The 21,192-nt window shown below is 68.7% G+C and carries 17 protein-coding genes and 1 tRNA gene; 10 read left to right on the top strand and 8 right to left on the bottom strand.

Annotated features, from left to right (window positions below; translation table 11 throughout):
• The first annotated feature begins 16 nt into the window (after positions 1 to 16).
• Positions 17 to 1,369 carry an ABC transporter substrate-binding protein gene (locus ACFPJ1_RS17180; protein ID WP_380104950.1) on the top strand — a complete coding sequence of 451 codons (1,353 nt, stop codon included), beginning with the start codon at positions 17 to 19 and terminating at the stop codon, positions 1,367 to 1,369.
• A gap of 45 nt (positions 1,370 to 1,414) precedes the next feature.
• On the top strand, positions 1,415 to 3,157 hold the full coding sequence (locus ACFPJ1_RS17175) for a glycoside hydrolase family 35 protein (RefSeq protein ID WP_380104948.1): 1,743 nt from the start codon (positions 1,415 to 1,417) through the stop codon (positions 3,155 to 3,157).
• 70 nt (positions 3,158 to 3,227) lie between these two features.
• Here the strand turns inward: ACFPJ1_RS17175 and ACFPJ1_RS17170 are convergent, their stop codons facing one another.
• The 4 genes from ACFPJ1_RS17170 to ACFPJ1_RS17155 all read right to left on the bottom strand — a co-directional run bounded on the left by ACFPJ1_RS17170 (position 3,228) and on the right by ACFPJ1_RS17155 (position 7,983).
• The gene (locus ACFPJ1_RS17170) at positions 3,228 to 4,283 is read right to left on the bottom strand and encodes a 2-dehydropantoate 2-reductase (RefSeq protein ID WP_380104946.1); all 1,056 of its coding nucleotides are present in this window, start codon (positions 4,281 to 4,283) and stop codon (positions 3,228 to 3,230) included.
• A 13-nt stretch (positions 4,284 to 4,296) separates the two neighbouring features.
• Entirely contained in the window at positions 4,297 to 6,063 is a 1,767-nt protein-coding gene (gcl, locus tag ACFPJ1_RS17165) for a glyoxylate carboligase (protein WP_380104944.1), read from the bottom strand.
• A 31-nt stretch (positions 6,064 to 6,094) separates the two neighbouring features.
• Positions 6,095 to 6,907, bottom strand: a complete 813-nt coding sequence (locus ACFPJ1_RS17160; protein WP_380104942.1) for a hydroxypyruvate isomerase family protein — start codon at positions 6,905 to 6,907, stop codon at positions 6,095 to 6,097.
• A gap of 638 nt (positions 6,908 to 7,545) precedes the next feature.
• Entirely contained in the window at positions 7,546 to 7,983 is a 438-nt protein-coding gene (locus tag ACFPJ1_RS17155) for a MarR family winged helix-turn-helix transcriptional regulator (RefSeq protein ID WP_380104940.1), read from the bottom strand.
• Between the two features lie 47 nt (positions 7,984 to 8,030).
• Between ACFPJ1_RS17155 and ACFPJ1_RS17150 the strand changes: the two genes are divergently transcribed.
• Complete coding sequence (locus tag ACFPJ1_RS17150) at positions 8,031 to 9,434, top strand: MFS transporter (protein WP_380104939.1); 1,404 nt, start codon at positions 8,031 to 8,033, stop codon at positions 9,432 to 9,434.
• A gap of 255 nt (positions 9,435 to 9,689) precedes the next feature.
• Positions 9,690 to 9,893, top strand: coding sequence for a cold-shock protein (locus ACFPJ1_RS17145; RefSeq protein ID WP_132192535.1), 204 nt, complete (start codon positions 9,690 to 9,692; stop codon positions 9,891 to 9,893).
• Between the two features lie 55 nt (positions 9,894 to 9,948).
• Here ACFPJ1_RS17145 and ACFPJ1_RS17140 read toward each other — a convergent pair whose 3' ends face one another.
• From ACFPJ1_RS17140 to ACFPJ1_RS17130, 3 genes are all read right to left on the bottom strand, one after another.
• Positions 9,949 to 10,440 (bottom strand): GNAT family N-acetyltransferase, encoded by a 492-nt coding sequence (locus tag ACFPJ1_RS17140; RefSeq protein ID WP_380104938.1) that lies wholly within the window; start codon positions 10,438 to 10,440, stop codon positions 9,949 to 9,951.
• An 87-nt stretch (positions 10,441 to 10,527) separates the two neighbouring features.
• A complete protein-coding gene (locus ACFPJ1_RS17135; RefSeq protein ID WP_380104936.1) occupies positions 10,528 to 10,878 on the bottom strand; it encodes a M23 family metallopeptidase in 351 nt (116 codons plus the stop codon).
• 23 nt (positions 10,879 to 10,901) lie between these two features.
• Positions 10,902 to 14,156, bottom strand: a complete 3,255-nt coding sequence (locus tag ACFPJ1_RS17130; protein ID WP_380104934.1) for a tetratricopeptide repeat protein — start codon at positions 14,154 to 14,156, stop codon at positions 10,902 to 10,904.
• Positions 14,157 to 14,396: 240 nt separating this feature from the next.
• Between ACFPJ1_RS17130 and ACFPJ1_RS17125 the strand changes: the two genes are divergently transcribed.
• The 4 genes from ACFPJ1_RS17125 (at position 14,397) to ACFPJ1_RS17110 (ending at position 17,097) form a co-directional block, all read left to right on the top strand.
• The gene (locus ACFPJ1_RS17125) at positions 14,397 to 15,326 is read left to right on the top strand and encodes a class I SAM-dependent methyltransferase (RefSeq protein ID WP_380104932.1); all 930 of its coding nucleotides are present in this window, start codon (positions 14,397 to 14,399) and stop codon (positions 15,324 to 15,326) included.
• A gap of 105 nt (positions 15,327 to 15,431) precedes the next feature.
• Positions 15,432 to 16,040, top strand: coding sequence for an oligoribonuclease (gene orn / locus ACFPJ1_RS17120; RefSeq protein ID WP_132192525.1), 609 nt, complete (start codon positions 15,432 to 15,434; stop codon positions 16,038 to 16,040).
• Positions 16,041 to 16,097: 57 nt separating this feature from the next.
• Positions 16,098 to 16,170: transfer RNA gene (locus tag ACFPJ1_RS17115), tRNA-His, on the top strand.
• Positions 16,171 to 16,620: 450 nt separating this feature from the next.
• A complete protein-coding gene (locus ACFPJ1_RS17110; RefSeq protein WP_380104929.1) occupies positions 16,621 to 17,097 on the top strand; it encodes a hypothetical protein in 477 nt (158 codons plus the stop codon).
• On the opposite strand, the gene ACFPJ1_RS17105 is transcribed toward ACFPJ1_RS17110, so the two are convergent.
• The gene (locus tag ACFPJ1_RS17105) at positions 17,062 to 18,807 is read right to left on the bottom strand and encodes an aminotransferase class V-fold PLP-dependent enzyme (RefSeq protein ID WP_380104927.1); all 1,746 of its coding nucleotides are present in this window, start codon (positions 18,805 to 18,807) and stop codon (positions 17,062 to 17,064) included. The genes ACFPJ1_RS17110 and ACFPJ1_RS17105 overlap by 36 nt on opposite strands.
• Before the next feature lie 91 nt (positions 18,808 to 18,898).
• Here ACFPJ1_RS17105 and tenA point away from each other — a divergent pair, with 91 nt between their 5' ends.
• Together tenA and ACFPJ1_RS17095 are read left to right on the top strand one after the other, a co-directional pair.
• Positions 18,899 to 19,564, top strand: a complete 666-nt coding sequence (gene tenA / locus ACFPJ1_RS17100; protein ID WP_380104925.1) for a thiaminase II — start codon at positions 18,899 to 18,901, stop codon at positions 19,562 to 19,564.
• 1 nt (position 19,565) lies between these two features.
• Positions 19,566 to 21,131, top strand: coding sequence for a phytoene desaturase family protein (locus tag ACFPJ1_RS17095; protein ID WP_380104923.1), 1,566 nt, complete (start codon positions 19,566 to 19,568; stop codon positions 21,129 to 21,131).
• Positions 21,132 to 21,192: the final 61 nt, after the last annotated feature.

Genomic DNA, 21,192 nt, shown 5'->3' with positions numbered 1-21,192 from the left:
AGCGAAAGGAACACCCATGAAGACCACCCATCGGCGCGGCCTCAGGCGACTCGTCGTCGCCACGGCTGCCGTCACGGCCGCGTCGCTCCTGCTCGCCGCGTGTGGAGGCTCCGATGAATCCGGCGGCGGCGACCAGCCGCAGGCCTCGCCGGACGCCGTGAACGCCGCCCTGGAGAAGGGCGGAACGATCACCTACTGGAGCTGGACCCCGTCCGCCGAGGCCCAGGTGAAGGCGTTCGAGAAGGAGTACCCGAACGTCAAGGTGAACTACGTCAACGCCGGCACCGGCAACGACCAGTACACCAAGCTGCAGAACGTCATCAAGGCAGGCTCCGGGGCGCCGGACGTCGCACAGATCGAGTACCAGGCGCTGCCGCAGTTCGCGTTGCCCGGCTCGCTCGTGGACCTCCGTCAGTACGGCTTCGACACCTTCGCCTCCGCCTACACGCCGTCGACCTGGACCGCCGTACACGCCGGCGACGGTCTCTTCGGCCTGCCGCAGGACTCCGGCCCGATGGCGCTGTTCTACAACAAGGAGGTCTTCGACAAGTACGGCATCGCGATCCCCAAGACGTGGGACGAGTACGTCGCCGCGGCGAAGAAGCTGCACGCCGCCGACCCGAAGAAGTTCATCACCAACGACACCGGCGACGCCGGCTTCGCCACCAGCATGATCTGGCAGGCGGGCGGCAAGCCGTTCAGCACCAACGGCAAGGCAGTCACCATCAACCTCGCCGACGCCGGCACCCAGAAGTGGACCGGAGTCTGGAACCAGCTCGTCACCGGCGGTCTGGTGGCAAGCATCCCGGGTTGGTCAGACGAGTGGTTCAAGGCACTCGGCGACGGCACGATCGCCACGCTCGCCATCGGCGCCTGGATGCCCGGCGTGCTCGAGTCGTCAGTCAAGGGCGGCACCGGGAAGTGGCGGGTCGCGCCGCTGCCGACGTACGACGGGCAGCCGGCCACCGCGGAGAACGGCGGCAGCACCCAGTCCGTCCTCAAGCAGAGCGCAAACCCCGCGCTGGCGGCCGGATTCGTCCGGTGGCTGAACCACGACGGCGGCGTGAAGCCGTTCCTGGAGAGCGGCGGCTTCCCGTCGACCACCGCTGATCTCAAGGACCCGGCGTTCGTCGACAAGAAGAGCCCGTACTTCGGCGGTCAGCAGATCAACCAGGTGCTCACCGGCGCGGCCGGTTCGGTGGTCAAGGACTGGAGCTACCTGCCCTTCCAACTCTACGCCAACAGCATCTTCGGTGACACCGTCGGCAAGGCCTACCAGTCCAAGTCTGACCTGAATCCCGGGCTCAAGGCGTGGCAGGACGCGCTGGTGAGCTACGGGAACCAGCAGGGCTTCCAGACCAACGGCTGACGCCGCCTACCCGGCGGAAATCCACAGTTCGGCAGAGAGAGACGCATGTCTGACTTCACGATCGGTGAGTCCGAGTTCCTGCTCGACGGCGAGCCGTTCCGGATCCTGTCCGGTGCGCTGCACTACTTCCGGGTGCACCCTGAGTCCTGGGCGGACCGGATCGAGAAGGCCCGCCTGATGGGGCTCAACACCATCGAGACCTACGTGCCCTGGAACGCCCACAGCCCGCAGCGTGGCGTGTTCGACACCGAAGGGATGCTCGATCTCGGGCGGTTCCTCCGGCAGGTCGCCGAGGCCGGCATGTACGCCATCGTCCGGCCGGGTCCCTACATCTGCGGGGAGTGGGACAACGGCGGCCTGCCCGCCTGGCTCTTCCGGGAGCCAGGCGTCGGCATCCGCCGGTACGAGCGGCGCTACCTGGCAGCGGTCGAGGAGTACCTCCAGCAGGTACTCCGGATCGTGCGGCCGCTCCAGGTGGACCAGGGCGGGTCGGTGCTGCTCGTCCAGGTCGAGAACGAGTACGGCGCGTTCGGCGACGACCAGACCTACCTGAAGGCGCTGGTCGAGGTCATTAGCGGTGCGGGCATCACCGTGCCGCTGGTGACCGTGGATCAACCCGTGCCGGACATGCTCGAAGCAGGCGGCCTGGACGGCGTACTGCGGACTGGTTCCTTCGGGTCGCGGAGTGCCGAGCGGCTCCGCACTCTGCGGGACCATCAGCCGACCGGACCGCTGATGTGCATGGAGTTCTGGGACGGGTGGTTCGACCACTGGGGCGGCCCGCACCACACGACCGGGATCGAGGAGACCGCCGCCGAGCTCGACGCTCTGCTGGCCTCGGGGGCATCGGTCAACGTCTACATGTTCCACGGCGGCACGAACTTCGGGCTCACCAGTGGAGCCAACGACAAGGGCGTCTACCGTCCGACGGTCACCTCGTACGACTACGACGCCCCGCTCGACGAGGCCGGCAACCCGACTGCGAAGTACCACGCGTTCCGGGAGGTGATCTCCCGGTACGCGCCGGTGCCGGACACTGTTCCGAGCCCGGCCGCACCGGCACCGGAGTACTGCGTGACGCTCGGCGAACCTGTCCGTCTGCTGGCGAATCCGGGACCGTGGGGCGGCTGGAGCGACCACGAATCCTTGCCGTCGCTGGATGACCTCGGAGCCCGGCTGGCTCTCTTCCGCACGGACCTCGATGTCGAAGGTCCAGCCGTGCTCAGCGTCGGAGAGGTGCGGGACCGGGCTCTGGTGTTCCTGGACGGAGACCCGGTGGGTGTCCTCGATCGGGAGCATCATGATCGGGCGATCATGCTGCCGAGTGGACATGGCCGGCTCGAGCTCGTCGTCGAGGACCAGGGTCGGGTCAACTACGGACCGCGGATCGGTGAGTCCAAAGGGCTGGTCGGGCCGGTCCGCCTCGGCACGCGGTCGTTGACGGACTGGTCGGTCTGCGTGATCGACCTGGACCTCGTCCCTCGGCTGTGGGACTCCGTCAGCGCGGACGACCCGGGTCCCGGACCCACGGCCTGGCGCGCCATCTTCACGGCGGACCGGTCCGCGGATCACTTCCTGCGAACCGATGCCTGGGGCAAGGGCCTTGCCTGGGTCAACGGTTTCTGCCTGGGCCGCTACTGGCGCCGAGGCCCCCAGGAAACCCTCTTCGTTCCGGGCCCGGTCGTCCAAGCCGGCCACAACGAACTCGTCGTCCTGGAACTGGACACCCTGGCAGACCCCGCCGCATTCTTCGTGAGCGGCCCTGCGCTGGGACCACTCGAAGTCTGAGGGTCGTACGTGGAACAGATGGGTCCGGAGGGGGCCTGGCAGGGCACGCGCAACTCCGGACCCACCTGGCTCAGGCCCTTGGGGACGAGGCGGGTGGGGCCATGGCGGCGGGGGCTGCTGTGGCCGGGGCGGCTGTCGGGGCGTGGGCTATGGGGCTTAGGCCGACCTTGGTGGAGAGGAGGTCGGCTACCGCGTGGACGGCTCGGAGGGTGGGGGCCTTGGTGTCGGTGAGGTCGGCGAGTTCGACGACCGCGGCGAGGATGACGTCCAGTTCGAGGGGTTTGTCCTTCTCCAGGTCCTGGAGCATGGACGTCTTGTGCTCGCCGACCCGTTCGGCGCCGTCGATGCGTTTGTCGACGGAGATGTCCGGGTGACTGCCGACGGCGGCGGCAATCTCGAGGGTCTCCTCCATCATCAGCCGGATCATCGCGCGGGTGCCCGAGTGCTGGGCGATCTCCACCATCGTGGCGCGGGCCAGGGCGCTGATCGGGTTGAAGGCCGCGTTGCCGAGCAGCTTGATCCAGATGTCGTTGCGGACGTCGGACTCGACCGGGCACTTCAGGCCGCCGGCGATCATCGCCTCGCTGAACTCCAGGCACCGGTCTGACCGGCCACCGCCAGGTTCACCGATCGAGAACCGGGTGCCCTCGAGGTGCCGGACCAGGCCCGGCCCCTCCAACTCGGTCGAGCAGTAGACGACGCAGCCGATCGCGCGCTCGAGTGCGAGGACCCGGGTCACCTCACCGCCCGGGTCCACCGACTCGATGCGCCTGCCCTCGTACGGACCGGACAGCCCGTGGAAGTACCACCACGGGATGCCGTTCTGCGCGGCCACCACGGCCGTCTTGTCGTGCAGCAACGGCTCGATCAACGGGCCACAGGACGCGTACGAGTTCGCCTTCAGGCCGAGGAAGACGTAGTCCACTGGGCCGATCTCCGCGGGGTCGTCGGTGGCAGGCGTCTTCGCCAGCCAGTCGCCGCGCGGGCTGAGTACCTGCACACCGTTCTTCCGGATCGCTTCCAGATGGGGGCCTCTGGCAACCAAGTGCACCTCAGTACCGCCCCGGTGCAGCGCCGCACCGACATAGGCGCCGATCGCACCCGCGCCAAGAACCGCAACTCTCATCGTCGATACCCCCTTAGTCCCTGGGTCCGGAAACGGTCGGGCGAGGGTGGCGAACCTCGTCGAACTCGACCACGTTGTCCAGCTCCGTGCCCATCGAGACGTTGGTGATGCGTTCGAGGATGACCTCGACCATGATCGGCACCTGGTGCTCGACCATCAACTTCTTGGCCTGCTCCAGCGCGGGCAGGATCCCATCCGGCTCGAACACCCGCAACGCCTTACAGCCAAGGCCTTCCGCGACCTTGACGTGGTCGACGCCGTACCCGTTCAGCTCGGGGGTGTTGATGTTGTCGAAGGCAAGCTGCACGCAGTAGTCCATGTCGAAGTTGCGCTGTGCCTGCCGGATCAGCCCGAGGTACGCGTTGTTCACCACCACGTGGATGTAGGGAATGTTGAACTGCGCCCCCACCGCGAGCTCCTCGATCAGGAACTGGAAGTCGTAGTCGCCCGACAGCGCGACGACCGTCGCCTCAGGATCCGCGACCGCCACGCCGAGCGCCGCCGGACCGGTCCAGCCGAGGGGACCCGCCTGGCCGGCGTTGATCCAGTGGCGCGGCCGGTAGACGTGCAGCATCTGGGCGGCCTGGATCTGCGACAACCCGATCGTGGAGACGTACCGGGTGTCCGGGCCGAAGGCGTTGTTCATCTCCTGGTAGACCCGTTGCGGCTTCACCGGCACGTTGTCGAAGTCGGTACGCCGTACCAGCGTCCGCTTGCGCTCATGACAAGCGGCGGTCCACTCCGAGCGGTCGGTCATGGGACCGTCTACGAGCTTGTCCCGGGTGACGTGGATGAGTACTTCGAGCGCCGCCCTGGCGTCGGACACGATGCCCAGGTCCGGCGGGAACACCCGGCCGAGCTGGGTCGGCTCGATGTCGATGTGCACGAACTTCCGGCCTGCGCGATAGGTGTCGAGCCCACCCGTGTGCCGGTTCGCCCACCGGTTGCCGATGCCGATCACCAGGTCGGAGGCCAGCAGGGTCTCGTTGCCGTAGCGGTGCGAGGTCTGCAGCCCGACCATGCCGGCCATCAACCGGTGGTCGTCGGGGATGGTCCCCCAGCCCATCAGCGTCGGCACGACGGGAACGCCTGTGAGCTCGGCGAACTCCACCAGCAGGTCAGCCGCATCCGCGTTGATGATGCCGCCACCCGCCACGATCAGCGGGTGCTCCGACTCCGCCAACAGCTCCAGCACCTTCTCGGCCTGGGCGACGGTGGCCCGCGGCGTCGCGATCGGCAGCGGCGCGTACAGGTCGGGGTCGAAGTCGATCTCGGTCAGCTGGACGTCGATCGGCAGGTCGATCAGCACCGGCCCGGGACGACCGGTGCGCATCAGCTGGAACGCCTTCTGGAAGGCGCCGGGCACCTGCGCGGCCTCGAGCACGGTGACCGCCCATTTGGTCACGGGCTTGGCGATCGAGGTGATGTCGACGGCCTGGAAGTCCTCTTTGTGCAGCTTGGCCACCGGCGCCTGGCCGGTGATGCAGAGGATGGGGATGGAGTCGGCCGACGCGGAGTACAGGCCGGTGATCATGTCGGTGCCGGCCGGACCCGACGTACCGACGCAGACTCCGATGTTGCCGGCCTTGGCACGGGTGTAGCCCTCGGCCATGTGCGAGGCGCCCTCGACGTGCCGGGCGAGTACATGCTTGAGCTCACCCTGCGCCCTTACTGCGTTGTAGAACGGGTTGATGGCCGCACCGGGGAGGCCGAACAGATTGGTGATGCCTTCGCGACGGAGGATCTCCACCGCCGCGCGGGCGGCAGTCATTCGTGGCATGCCAGCTCCTTCTCAGTCCGTGCGCTCCAGGTCAGTTGCGATGCAGCCAGGCGAAGCTCCCGGCATTCGGGCCGCTCGGCTTGTACTCCAGCCCGACCCAGCCGTCGTAGCCGGCCGCCCGCAACTCACCGAGGTACTGATCGATCGGGATCTCGCCGGTACCGGGCTCGTTGCGGCCCGGCGTGTCGGCGACCTGCACGTGCGCGATGCGTTCGGCGTACGTCGTGATCGCCTTGCTGACGTCATCGCCGTTGACGGTCAGGTGGTACAGGTCCGCGAGCAGTCCGAGGCTGGTGACGCCGGACTCGCGTTCCACCCGGGTGATCACGTCCACCGCGTCGGCGGCCGTCCGCAAGGGATAGCGGTCGGCCCCGCTGACGGGTTCGACGAGGACCGTCGCGCCGAAGGAGCCGGCCGCGGTGGCGGCCAGCGCGAGGTTCTCGGCGGCGAGCTCGTCCTGCTCGGCCGGGGCGACACCCTCCACGCGGTTGCCGTACAACGCGTTGAAGGCGCGGCAGCCCAGCCGCTCGCCGATCCCCAGTGTCACCGCGATGTTGTCGCGGAACTCCAGCGATCGTTGCGGCCACGACACCAGGCCGCGATCCCCGCCGGGCAGGTCGCCGGCGGCGAAGTTCAGTCCGGCCAGCTGGACGCCGGCGTCGCGGATCGCGCGTTCGAACGCGTCGACCTCGGCATCGCCGGGCAGTCCGGTGTCGAACGGCCACCAGAACTCCACCGCGTCGAATCCGGCGGAACGGGCGGCCTCGGGTCTTTCCAGTAGCGGTAGCTCGGTGAAGAGGATCGAGCAGTTGACGGCATAGCGAAGCCTGGGCGCACTCTCCATGGGTCCCACCTTCCGGAGGGGCTCGGTATACGGGATACAGTAGGCTGCCGCCCAGAACCGGTCAAGACATGACCAAGGTCACATTTCCGATGACTTGATAGCCCTTGCCTAACAACCCAATCCCAGGAAAGCGCTCGCCCGAAGTTTTTTGCCTGGCGACTGATGCTGACCTCTCGGCGGGGTGGGCGACCTTCTGGCGGTTGGGCTGCGGGTCCGGATTCACCGAGGGGGTTACCTGCTGCTGTTGTGGGTTGTCCCTCTGGCGGATCGGCAGGTAAGGCACAACAGCGGCAGGTAACCCCCACGTACCTGCCCGCGGACGAGGCTGGGCGAGTGGCGCCGTGATGGTGGGGGCGGCCGGCGGGATGAGGGGCGCGGCTGGCGGATTGCTCGGGCGCTGGCGGTTTGTAGAGCGACAGCGGTCGGACAAGCCGCTATCGGACGCCGAACCCGCACTTTGTGCTCCGGCGGAGTGTCTGGGTCGCCGGGATCTGCTCGGGTGGTGCACAAGGTGCCGGAGTTGTCAGGCTGGCGGGATGACCTGGCCGGGGACGGTGTGGATCGATGGGGCGCTGGTCAGCGACGCCCGCCCAGTGCGACGTACGAAGTACTGGGCGGGTCGTCGCCGACGGGCACTGCTAGGAGTGGGTGGCTCTCATGGCCTGGGCTAGTTCCTCCAGGGCGGGGAGGGCGTCGATGATCGTCTGGGCGGAGTCCTTGGGGAGTTGGTCCAGGCAGGCGCCGATGGCCTCGGTGCGGAGGAGTTTGACCCGCTCGTGCAACTGGCGGCCGGCGTCGGTGGCCTCGACCTGGATCGCGCGGAGGTCGTCCGGGTTCGGGTCGCGCTGGATCAGGCCGAGCTCGGTGAGCTTGCCGACCACGCGGGACAGCATCGTCGGGTTGAGCCCCTCGAGCTGAGCCAGTTCGGTCAGGCCGAGCGGGCCGCGGAACGCGATCAGGCCGAGCACCGACGCCTGGGTCGGTGTCAGGCCCTCGCCGGTGGCCGTGGCGTTGAGCTCGCGCGCGAGCTTGGAGATCACGCCGCGGAGCTTGCTCAACGTCTCGGTGTCGGTCATGGTCACCCCTTTATTGCCTGCTGGCAAGCAATGTAGTCTGTCGATCGATGGAACCGCCAAGGCTTGTGGAGAGAACCGCCGAACCCGCCGCCGACGAGCCGCAGGCCCACCGGCGGATCGTCTTCGGCATCGTCTCGATCGCCCTCCTGATGGCCTCGATCGATCAGACCATAGTGGCGACCGCGCTCAATGCCATCCGCAGCGACCTGAACGCGGAGCTGAACTGGAGCGGCTGGACGATCACCATCTACGCGCTCGGCCAGATCCTGGTGATGCCGCTGGCCGGCCGGCTCGGCGACCAGTTCGGCCGCAAGCGGGTCTTCCTCGCCGCCGCGGTGCTCTTCACGGTCGCCTCGCTGGCCTGCAGCCTGGCCGACAACATCTACCTGCTGGTGATGTTCCGCGCGTTCCAGGCGATCGGCGGCGGCGCCTTCATGCCGACCGCGACCGGCATCGTGGCCGAGCAGTTCGGCCGGGACCGCGACCGCGCGGTGGGCATGTTCACCAGCATCTTCCCGATCGGCGGCATCCTCGGCCCGATCGTCGGCGGCATCATCGTCACCTACTGGTCCTGGCGGGAGATCTTCATCGTCAACGTGCCGGCCGGGTTACTGCTGATCCTGCTCGCGTGGCGGTTCATCCCGCACAGCGCACCGAAGGCGGCCGCGCGGATCGACGGCGTCGGAGCGCTGCTACTGGCACTGACGATCCTGTCCGGGATGTACGGCATCAGTTCGCTCGGCGGCCGCGGGTCCGAGCCGACCGACCCGCTGTTCATCGGGGCCGAGGTGCTCGCACTGGTCTTCGGCTTCCTGTTCGTCCGGCACACCAACCGGGCCAGGGACCCGTTCATCCCGATCACCCTGCTGCGCGGCCGCGGCTTCGCCGTGATGAACGCGATCAACCTGCTGTACGGCGCCGCCGTGCTCGGGTTCGGCGCGCTCGTCCCGCTGTACGCCGAGTCGCGATACGGGATCCAGCCGCTGCAGGCGGGAACGCTGCTGACGGCAAGAGCCGTCGGGATGATCTGCGTGGCCGGGTTGGCGGTGTTCGCGCTGCGGCGGACGGGTTACCGGGCGCCGATGATCGGCGGGTTCCTGCTGGTGGCGGGCGGGATGACGCTGATGTCGATCGCCCCGCACGGGTTGACGCCGTACGCCTGGCTCGCGGTGGCGGCCGGCGTGACCGGGATCGGGATGGGGTTGTCGATCCCCGCCTCCAACAACGCGAGCCTGCAACTCGCGCCGGACCAGATCTCCGCGATCGCCGGGCTGCGCGGGATGTTCCGGCAGTCGGGCGGCATCATCGCGGTCTCCGTCACCACCACGGTGCTGGCGCACAGCGCGACCCCGGGCACCTCCCAGGCGAACGTCTTCGTCATCTTCGCCGCGGTGCTGCTGCTGATCGTCCCCTTCACCTTCCTGGTCCCGGACCACCGCGGCTCCTGGTAGCCGGGCGCGGCGGGGCGGGGAGTGGCGACACGTTGTTCTCCGGCTGTTCGCCTGTGTCACCGGCCGGGATGTGCTACCGTTTCCGGCGGTTGCAGTTTTGCAGTTCCACGTTCGTTTTGAAACGCCCGCGGAGTTTGTGATCCGCAGGGCGTTTTCTCATTTCCGGGCCTTGGTCCGACTGGGAGGGCTCGTTCGGCAACCCGGGGACCGGCGACCGCCGGGCCCTGTTACCCGCCCCACAGAAGGAGCAAAATCATGGCCAGCGGAACAGTGAAGTGGTTCAACGGTGAAAAGGGCTTCGGCTTCATTTCCCAGGACGGCGGCGGCGCCGACGTGTTCGTGCACTACTCGGCGATCGCGACGGACGGTTTCCGTTCGCTGGACGAGAACCAGAAGGTCGAGTTCGACCTGACCCAGGGCCCGAAGGGCCCGCAGGCGGAGAACGTCCGCCCGGTCTGAACGACTCCCGAAGCAGGCCCGGCCGTTCTCGGCCGGGCCTGCTTTGCGTGATCTTTCAAGTGGTCAGCAGCCAGAGAAATTCGCCATCGTCGAGCTGGTCGGTTCGGCTGAGGCCAGCCGCTGCCGCTACCGCCGCTGAGGCCGCATGGTCCGGGTGGACATGCGCGATGATCCGCCGGGCGCCCTGTGCCTGGAGCCACGCGACCAGACCGATGGCCGCCTCCTTCGCGTAGCCCCGGCCCTGCCAGGCCGTGCCGAGCACCCAGGCGATCTCGGCCTCGTCGGCCGTCGCGGTCGCCTGGACGTAGCCGACGAGTTCGTCGTCCTGCAGTGAACTGATCACCCAGTTGAGCCAGGACTCCCCGGGATCGCCCGAGCCCGCCACCTGGCGCGTGTAGCGGCCTTCGAGCACCTCCGCCGACGGCGGCTCACCACCGGTGAACGTATAGAGCCCGTGGTCGGCGAGCACCTTCGCCATCTCCTCGGCGTACTCCACCTTCAACGGGAGCATGGCGAGTCGCTCCGTGTCGAACCTGGTCGCGATCATCAGGAAACGGTAGCGCCGAGCGGCTCGACCGCTCCCTTCCACGGCCGGCCCGACGCCACCTCATCCCCCGCTCCCCAGGCAGTACCGCTAGGAAGGCAGCCTCGTGTTCGGGTGGAGGTCGAAGCGCGGGCTGCGTCGGTCCTCAGCCCGGTACGGCGTGACCCGCTCCTCGTAGTGCAGGTGTGGCCCGGTCGCCAGGCCGAGTCGATCCCCTGTCTCGACCGTGTCCCCCTGCCGCACCTCCGGCTCGGCCAGATGGTCGTAGAGGTGCCAGATCGCGTTCGACTCGACGACGACCTGGTCCGCTGCCACTCGGACGACGACCCCGGCCAGCGTGGCCCGGACCGGCGTACCGGCACCTGCTCGATAGTCACGGCCTGGGTGACCCGCGACCCCGAAGTCGCAGGTGACCACCGCGTTGTACACGGGTGCTGCCATGTCCAAAGAGTGAGCCCGCGGCTTCAGACAGTCTTAAAGCCGGACCCTTGGAGCCGGACCGGCCGAGCCTGGACCGCGGGATAGGGCGCGGGCTCCACCTCGAGCTCCGCCATGCGCTGGACGTACGTGCGATAGGCCCGCCTGGCCTCGCCATGGGCACCACTCGCCTGGAACGCCGAAACCAGGCCGAGGTGGGCGCGTTCGTCGTACTGGTCGCGCTGGAGGATGCGGAGCAGGTACCCGGCGGCCGCGTCGGGATCGCCTTTGCTCCGCTCGGCCAGTACGCGGGCAACCCGTACGTAGAGCGCCCGGGCCTCCTCGCGCATCCCACCGGCCCAGTCGGCGTACACGTCTTCTTCCAGGAAGTCACCGCTGTACGCCGCCTCCGCTCCGCGCAGCAGGGGAAGGCTGTTGCCGTCCAGGCCGGCTCGGGCGTCGTGGAGGAAGACCTCGACGTCCACCGCGGTCTCGTCGCCGTCGAGCCAGATGGTCGCGCGATCGGCACCGACGAACGTGTCGGGCGAGTACTGCTTCGTGGGGTCGAGCACGGACCGCACTGTCGACAGAGCGACCGACAACCTGGGCGAAGCGACTGATTCACCTTGGTCCGGCCACAGCAGATCCAGGAGTTGTACGCGGGCGACCGGGCGACAACGACGAGCCACCAGGATCTTCAGCAGGTCGCGGGCCTTCTTGGACGGCCACTCGCCCAGCTGGATGGCCTTGCCGTTCCGGAGTACGCGGAAGCCGCCGAGGCACTCGATGCGTACCGGAGCCGGGCCGGTCTCCTCGCTGGCCGCAAGAGCGGCTGCCGCATAGCGGGTCGCTCCTGCGGCCAGGAACTGCTGGTGCGCCCTCAACGCCAGCTCGCGGCCCTCGGCTCCCGTAGTACGCCTCGCCAGCATCAGCTCAGCTCGTGCTTGGCCCAGCGGGTCGCCCAACTCGTTGCGGATGTTCAGTACTTCGTGCAGCACCTCGCCGCCGTCGGCCGCCGCGTACAGCTCGAGTGCATCGGCCAGGCCGGCCCGGTCACGTCGCTTGCGGCACAGTGCGGCCGACTCCTCCGCTGCGGCTGCGGCCTCCGTCTTGTTACCGGCGTGCAGTGTCACCCAGCCAAGAGCGACGAGCGCGCCCGACAAGCCGGGGACCGGTCCGTAGGCAACAGCCTGCCGTGCGATCTCGGCGAGCTCCGCGGCCCGCTCCGGCTCCTCGACGGCAAGCACTCGAGCCAAGCCGGCCAGCGACGGTACCAGCGCCTGCATGTCCTTGGTGTCCTCAGCCATGGCGATGGCCTCCTCGTAGCAGGCTCGGGCCATCGCCCGGTCGCCTCGCTCGCGGTAGACCTCTCCCAGCACAGCAAGAGGTTGCGCGACTCGTTTCGACTCCAGCTTCTGGTACAGCGCTCTGGAAGCTTCGAGTTCACCTATGGCCTCGTCCAGCCGGCCGAGCCTCAGCAAAGCCTCGCCGCGGTTGTTCAAAGCCAGTGCACGGAACACTGCGAAGCCGGCGCGGTCCGCGAGCTCCAGTGCGCGTTCCAGCTCGTCGAGGCCGAGCATGTAGTCGCCCTCGGCGATGTGGTGCGATGCGCGGTTCACCCGGATCCGGATGGACTGCAACAGATCCCCTGCGCGCTCCGCATGCTCCAGGGCTCTCACGTAGTGCGACGCGTTCCCCCGCGGATCGCTGTCGACCGCCGCGAGCATCGCCAGCACCGTGTGAACGATCGCGAGGGCGCGGTCGTCGCCGGAGACCTTGGCCGACACCTCCGCGGCGGCGATGAGCCGACGGCACTCGTCGAACTCCCCGCGCAGCCAGTGCGCGCCCGCCCACCAGGCCTGCAGGAGCGCCTCGTCGGTCGGTTGCTGTCCGTCGATCCTGCCCCGCTGGTACGTCGCGACCGCGATGTCCGTCCGGCCGCGCAGATGGTGGATCAGCCCGAGCCGCCAGGCGATGCCGACGGGGATCTCACCTTCGGGTGCGATGATCCGGCCGAAGCAGTCCTCCGCACCCTGCCAGTCACCCAGCACCTGCCGGGCTTCCCCTTCCAGTTGGTCCATCGCGGCGTCCCGGAGCTCCTCGGGCAGTGCGCTGACCGCGCCGACCACCGTCTCCGCCAGACCGCCGCTGACCATCGCATGCCCGCGCTCGGTGAGCATCCTCGCCACGTAGGCCGGCTCCACCGCTTGGTAGCAGGCCAGCGCGTCCCGGTGATCCCCGACGGACTCGAACCACTCGCCTGCCTGCAGGACCAGCGTGTCCGTGCCAACCTCGTCCGCTGACAACCTGTCGTTGGCGAAGTCCCGGACCAACGGGTTGAGCTCGTAGCGGTCTTCATCTCCCGCCGAGACGAGCAGGCCTCTGGTACGGAGTTGCTGCAACAGCTCTGCGCTGTCTGTGAGACCTATCGCCTGGCACAACTCGGTTCCGAACCTGGGGAGCACCGCAACCGCCGCGACCAACCGCCGTACAGACGGTGGTTCGGCAGCGAAGACCTCCTCGGCCAGGTAGTCGTACAGAGGCCCGTCGGAACGCAGTGCGCGCCGCAACCTGCTCTGCCTTTCCGAGCCCGGCACGGTCCGCAATGCCTCCACCGCCAACCGCGCAGCCGCCGGCCACCCCTGTACTGCGGCCTGCAGCGGCTCGGCAAGCTCCTCCGACCCATCACCCAGTACTACGTGCAGCACGGCCCGGGTCTCCGCCACTGTGAAGGCGAGGGCGGTCGCGTCGATCTCCAGCACCTGACCCCGGCCGCGCAGGCGGTCGATCCCGAACGGCATGGGTGTGCGGGACGCCACTACGAGGTGCAGTGACGGCGGGGCGATCCGGACCAGGCCCTCGATCAACCGGGTCGCCGGATCACCGGGGTTGAGCTCGTGCAGGTCGTCCAGGATGAGGACCAGGTCGCCGGTGAGGTGCTGCTCGAGCGCGTCCGCCAGCAACGCGGCGTACGCGAGTGCTCTGGTTTCCTGCTCGGCGTCAGCGTCGGGGCCGCGCGGTCCTTGGAGTTCTGCCGCCAGAACCTCCGACAGCGCGGGGACCTGGCGGCGCAGCGACTCCACCAGCCCGGTGACCATCGCTGCGAGGGACCGGTCCTCGGCACGGACGGTGTACCAGGCGCAGGGACGCTCGGCGGCCCAGGAGCCGAGCAGGGTCGACTTCCCGAACCCTGCGTCCGCGACCACCGTCAGCAGGCGTCGCCGGGACCCCTCGTCCAGCAGTGCGACAAGCCGCGGGCGCATGACAGCGCCGTACAACGCTGGATCCCCGTCGACCGGCATGCCCCACCTCCCGTGTCCCCTAGACAGGACAGCACCGTGGGTAGCGGCACGCAACAGTGTTACCCCTGAACTCCCCGGGAGGTCCGCCCGCCCCGATCGGGAAGCTTCTCCCGCCCCGCCGGGAAGCCAACCCTTCCGCGAGCCCGCTCCCCCACCCACCCCGACCACCGCCGGAAGCGTTCAGCTGGCGCCCACCTCGAAGCTGTTGGGTTGGACGGGTAGCGAGGCAGACTGGGCGGCATGATCGAGATCGATTGGGCGGCGCAGGCCGAGCGGTTGCGGACCACCGCCACCGACGAAGCCGGGTGGAACGAGATGGTTGCCGAGGGCCTGGTTCGGTCCACCGACCGGCTGGCCGTGGATGTCGGCTGCGGTGGTGGCGGTATGGCGAAGGCGCTCGCGGCAGCAGTGCCGGCCGGTGGCAGCGTGGTCGCGGTCGACGCCGACCCGGACGTGTTGCAGGAGGCACGCGCCCACACAGCAGGCAGCGCCGTGCGGTGCGAGCTGGTGTCGATGGACGACGGACCGGAACCGTTGCGTGCGGCAATCGGCGCGCCGGCGGATCTGATCTGGGCATCTGCCTCGGTCCACCACGCGGCCGATCAGCAGGCCGCGATCGACGCGCTCGCCTCGCTGCTGGCACCGGGTGGCCGGCTGGCGCTGGCCGAGGGCGGGCTGCCGGCGCGGAGTCTGCCGTGGGATCTGGGGATCGGTGAGCCCGGCCTGGAGCTGCGGCTGGATCTGGCGCAGGATCGGTGGTTCGCGGCGATGCGGGACGCGCTGCCGGGGACCGTGCCGATGCCTTATGGATGGACGGACGCCCTGCAGAAGGCGGGACTGACGGGGGTGACCACTCGGAGTGTGCTCTCCGAGAAACCGGTGCCGCTGTCCGACGAGGATCGCGAGCGAGTGGTCACCCAGTTCCAGGTCCGGATCGAACGGCTGACTCCTGGAGCTGGGGATTACGAGACTGACCACGGTCATGGGCATGGACACGGACATGGTCATGGGCACGGATCCGAGCTGCCGGCCGAGCTGGCCTTGCCGGCGGCGGATCTGGCTGTCTGGAAGGAGCTGCTCGACCCCGACAGCCCGGAGTACCTGGGCCACCGGACGGACCTCGCCGCGCTGTCGGTGCGCAGCATCCACGTCGGCCACGCCCCCGGCTGACCACCCGCGCGCGGCGGCGGATCGGAGTACGGAATCGATCGCCACGCCCGGCGTTGAGGCTGCCGGGCGCGCCGGTCGCACCCCGCCGCCGTAAGGTGGGTGCTCATGAACGACCGGCTGGTGTGGATCGACTGTGAGATGACCGGGCTTGATCTGGTGAACGACGCCCTGATCGAGGTCGCGGTTCTCGTCACCGACTACGAGTTGAACGTGCTCGGCGAGGGAATCGACCTGGTGATCGCGCCCCCACCGGCCGCGCTGGAACAGATGGGCGACTTCGTCCGCGACATGCACACCGCGTCCGGCCTGCTCGCCGAACTGCCGAACGGGATCCCGCTGGGCGAGGCCGAGCAGCAGGTGCTCGACTTCATCTCCGGGTACGTGAAGGAGCCGCGCAAGGCCGCGCTGGCGGGCAACTCGGTCGGCACCGACCGCACCTTCCTGGTCCGGGACATGCCGAAGGTCGAGGCGCACCTGCACTACCGCAACGTCGACGTCAGCTCGATCAAGGAACTTGTCCGCCGCTGGTACCCGAGGGTGTACTACGCGACGCCGGCCAAGAACGGGAACCACCGCGCGCTGGCCGACATCACCGAGAGCATCGCCGAGCTCCGCTACTACCGGCAGACCGTTTTCGTGCCCCAGCCCGGACCCGACACCGACACCGCGAAGGCGGCCGCGAGCCTGGTCAGCGACCCGATTTCAGGTAACTGACCATCGTCGCTATGATTACCCAGCCGCAGTGATTCAGGCGGTGCGGTAAGCAACATGGTGGGTATAGCTCAGCTGGTAGAGCACCTGGTTGTGGTCCAGGGGGCCGCGGGTTCAAGTCCCGTTACTCACCCGCGAAGTCGGAGGCGGTCTGTGTCCACGGAGAGCGTGGAGCGGGCCGCCTTCGCCGATTTGTGCGTCGCTTCGCTCCGCAGGCGGGGGGCTTCGCCACCCCACACCCCCCTTTGCTGTGGCTGACGTAGTCATCCGGCTGTCGCTGTGGCTCAGGTAGTCCTCTGGCCTTCGCCGTGGCTGAGGTCGTCGTCTGGCCTTCGCCGTGGCTGAGGTCGTCGTCTGGCCTTCGCCGTGGCTGAGGTCGTCGTCTGGCTTTCGCCGTGGCTGAGGTCGTCGTCTGGCTTTCGCTGTGGCTGAGGTCGTCGTTGGGCTATCGCTGTGGCTCAGGTAGTCGTCCGGGTCTCTTGGGGGTGACCGCGTTTTCCTGCGGGGGTGGGGGTGGTTGGGCTGGGAGGATCGGGGGGTGAAGTCGTCCGGCAGTGTGTGGTTTGTGTATGGGGTTGCTGTGGTGGTGACCTTTGTTGTCGGGGTGGTTGCGTTCAGTGTTTTTGTGCTGGCGAAGGTCTTTGGAGGCGCGTCGCCTGAGGAGGCGAAGCCGGCGCCGGTGGTGGAGGCTCGGCATACGGTGCCGCCGCGGGTGATTCGGACGACCGTGGCGAAGGTGTTGGAGGTGCGGGCGGTGGCGGCCAGTCCTGAGCAGATCGTGCTGGTTGTTGCTACGCCGGCGGGGTGTGCGCAGAAGCTTCAGGCGGCTGCTTACGCGGAGGGGCCGGGCGCAGTCGCAGTACGGGTGACGCAGCGGACCTTCCGCACGGGTTGCCGGTGGGTGCAGCAGCCGGTGCTGGCTACGGCCAAGGCGCCCATTGCCGACCGGACCCTGATCGTCAACGGGTCGCCGTGGACGCTCAGCGCGGCCGGCGGGACCTATCTGCCGGCGCTAACGCCCGACTCAGGGGACAACCGGCGACAGGCAGCTGGACGGTAGGTCGAACCACCTGAGGTGGTCGAACTCCTGGTTCACGCTGGCCTGACTGTCGGTATCCGCGTTGTGGCAGGCGGACAGTAGCCCCCGCGCCTCGGCCAAGTAGCCCTCGAGCGCGGATTCCGGCGCTTTGTCGTCGTGGCGCGGGTAGCGGAGCTTGCCGTCCGCGTCGTAGCCGGCCTGGGACAGCCGCATCGGTGGTTCCACCGGGCCGCGGTGGTGCCGCCAGAGCCCGTTCGTGGGGTTGAAGCGGTAGTCCCCGAGCAGCCGCCAGCCCTGCTGGGCGACCAGCCGGACCGCCTCCACGACGTACGAGAAGACCGCCTCGGAGATGAAGTAGTTGAAGTTCACCCGGACCCAGCCCGGCTTGATCCCCTCGCAGCCGTGCTCGACCTCGTCGGCGAACTCGTGCGACCTGACCAGGTCGATCCCGAGCAGGGCGTGACCGTACGGCCCCGCACAGGAACAGCCGCCGCGGGACTGGATCCCGAACAGGTCGTTCAGCACCGCGACCACGAAGTTGTGGTGCAGGTACCTCCCGGACGGCGCCTTCACCACGAACGACACGATCGACAGCCGTTCGGAGTCCAGGTTGCCGAGGATCTGGAGGCCTGGCTCGTCCCGCCACGCCTCGACCGCCCGGCGCAGGTACGCGTCCTCGTGGGCCCGGATCACCTCGATCCCGACGGCCTCCTTGAGCTGGAACACCAGGCCCGCGCGGATCGACCCGATGATGTTCGGCGTACCGCCCTCCTCGCGGTGCACCGGGTCGTCGAGGTACCGGTGCTCGGTCGGGTTCACGTAGGCGACCGTGCCACCACCCGGTACGTCGGGCACGCGGTTGTGCAGCAGCTCACGGCGGGCCACCAGTACTCCGGGGGTGCCCGGGCCGCCGATGAACTTGTGCGGGCTGAGGAAGATCGCGTCCTTGTAGGCGAGCGGGTCGGCGTCGCGACCGCCGTACATGTCGATCTCGACGTAAGGCGCGGCGGCGGCGCAGTCCCAGAAGGAGAGCGCGCCGTACCGGTGCAGCAACGCGGAGACCCGATGGGTGTTGCTGACGATCCCCGTGACGTTGCTCGCCGCGGAGAACGAGCCGATCTTCACCGGACGATCGGCGTACTTCGCGAGCTCCTCCTCCAGCCGGGGGATGTCGATGTGGCCGTCCGCGTCCTGGCCGATTACCACCACGTCGGCGATCGACTCGCGCCAGGGCAGCTCGTTCGAGTGGTGCTCGTACGGCCCGATGAAGACGACCGGGCGCTGCTCCGGCGGGATCTCGTCGGTCAGGTGGTACTCGTCGTCGAGCTGGGCCGGGATCCGCAGGCCGAGCACGCCGATCAGCTTGTCGATCGCGCCGGTCGCGCCGGAGCCGCAGAAGATCACCGCGGTCTCGTCGTCACCGCCGACGCTGTCGTGGATGATCTTGCGGGCGTCCTCGCGGAGCCGGGTGGTCTGCAGACCGGTGCCGCTGGACTCGGTGTGCGTGTTCGCGTACCGCGGCAGCACCTCCTCGCGGATGAAGTCCTCCAGGAAGGTCAGAGCCCGACCGGACGCGGTGTAGTCGGCGTACGTGACCCGGCGCGGCCCGTACGGCCCCGGCATCACCTGGTCGTCCCCGATCACCGACGCGCGGATCCGGCGCAGCAGCGGCGTGTCCGGAGGCATCGGGGCCGCCTCTTCACGCGTGGTGCGTTCCCCCTGGATGGTCATGGCTCAGAGTAAGGCCGATCGTGACTTTCGTCTCGTAGTCTTCGGGCTGCGGCTGGCTAGGGTCGTCGCAGTCGAGGGTGAGGAGCTGAGGATGACGTTTTCCGCCGAGCTGTGGGACTCCGGCGCCGCCGCGGTGTACGACCGGATCGTCGAGCACCCGTTCATCACCGGGCTGACCGACGGGACGCTCGACCATGAAGCGTTCAAGTACTTCATCGTGCAGGACAGCCACTACCTGCGGGCGTACTCCCGGGCGCTGGCGCTGGTCGCCGCCCGGGCCGTCGACGAGGACGCCGTCAGCATGTTCGCCCGGCACGCCGCGGACGCGATCGCGGTCGAGCGGGAGCTGCACACGGACCTGCTCGGCTCCCTCGGGCTCACCTCCGCCGACGTCGACGCGACCGGCTCGGGGCCGACCACCACGGCGTACATGGCCTATCTGACCGCCGTCTGCTCCACCGGCACGTACGCCGAGGCCGTGGCTGCGGTGCTGCCCTGCTACTGGATCTACCGCGAGGTCGGGCGGGAACTGCTCAAGCGGTCCTCGCCGGACCCGGTGTACGCGAAATGGATCGAGGCGTACGGGTCCGAGGAGTTCGACGCGGTCGTAGAGTCAGTCCTGGCGGTGACGGACCGGCTCGGCGACGAGGTCGGCCCGGGCGAACGCGCCCGGTGCCACCGGCACTTCGCCGCCACCTCGCGCTACGAGTGGATGTTCTGGGACGCCGCGTACCACCGACTCGATTGGCCGGTCTGACATGGTTGCTGAGAGCAAGAACTTCTACGACGTCGTGATCGTCGGCGGCGGCCACAACGGCCTGGTCGCGGCGGCGTACCTGGCCGGCGCGGGGCTGAGCACCCTCGTGCTGGAGCAGCAGCGCCACACCGGTGGTGCCGCGGTCAGCGAGCAGGTGTTCCCCGGCGTGGACGCCCGCCTGTCGCGGTACTCGTACCTGGTCAGCCTGCTGCCCGACAAGATCGTGGCCGACCTCGGGCTGTCCCTGGAACTCCGCTCGCGCTCCGTCGCGTCGTACACGCCAGTACGCCGGGGCGGCCGTGACCTCGGCCTGATGGTGGAGCGGCCCGAGGGTGCGGCAACCCGGGAGTCGTTCGCGGCGCTGACCGGCGGCGACTCGGAGTACGACGCCTGGTCGGCCTTCTACGGGTCCGTCAGCGCACTGGCGGGCGTGGTCGCGCCGACGCTGCTCGAGCCGCTCGTATCGGGCGCTTCGCTGCGCAATCAGGTCGATCCCGCGCTCTGGGCCGCGCTGGTGGAGCGGCCGTTCGGGGAGGTCGTCGAGCAGCGGTTCGCGGACGACACGGTGCGTGGCGTGGTCGCGACGGACTCCGTCATCGGCACCTTCGCGGGGTTGCACGACGAGTCGCTGATCCAGAACCGGTGCTTCCTCTACCACCTGATCGGCAACGGGACAGGCGAATGGCGCGTGCCAGTCGGCGGGATGGGCGCCGTCACGGATGCCCTGGCTGCGGCTGCTCGCCGGGCCGGTACGGCACTGGTCGTCAACGCATCGGTGACCTCTGTTGAGGCCGATGGCACGCGCGCGTCGGTCACCTGGATGGGTGGCGACGGGGAGCGCTCCGTCGACTGCTCGTACGTCCTCGCCAATGTCGCGCCGACGACCCTCGCCGCCCTGCGCGGGCAACCTGCGGGCGTCCGGCCCGAGGGCTCGCAACTGAAAATCAACCTGCTGCTGTCGCGGCTCCCCCGGCTGCGGTCCGGCGACGACCCGCGGCGGGCGTTCGCCGGCACCTTCCACATCGACGAGGACTACAGCCAGCTGGAAACCGCCTACCGCCAGGCCGCCGCGGGCGAAGTACCGTCGGTCGCGCCGTCGGAGGTGTACTGCCACTCGCTCACCGACCCGTCCATCCTCAGCCCGTCCCTGGTTGCGTCGGGCCACCAGACGCTGACCGTGTTCGGCGTCCACTTCCCCACCCGTTTGTTTGCCTCCGACAACGATGCCGCCCGGGACGAGTCGGTACGCCGGATCCTGGCCGGGCTGGAGTCGTACCTCGACGAGCCGCTCGAACCGTGCATCGCCCGTGACGCCGAGGGCAACCTCTGCCTGGAGGCGAAGACCCCGCTCGACATCGAGGAATCCGTCGGCATGCCCGGCGGCCACATCTTCCACGGCGACCTCCAGTGGCCGTGGGTCGACAACGAGGCCGAGGTCGGCCGCTGGGGCGTCGAGACCGATGTGGCGAACCTCATGATCTGCGGCTCCGGCGCCCGCCGAGGAGGCGCCGTCAGCGGCATAGCGGGCCACAACGCCGCCATGGCCGTCCTCGAACTCCGCCCCTGACCAGGTCCACTTCCCCGCTCCAACAACCGATTTCGTATCTGCCGACAAGCCCTGCTACGAT

This window comes from Kribbella qitaiheensis, from assembly GCF_042657745.1.
In the GTDB taxonomy this organism is placed as follows: domain Bacteria; phylum Actinomycetota; class Actinomycetes; order Propionibacteriales; family Kribbellaceae; genus Kribbella; species Kribbella qitaiheensis.
The sequence above is the reverse complement of the archived record's forward strand: the minus strand, read 5'-3'. Positions and strand labels throughout refer to the sequence as shown.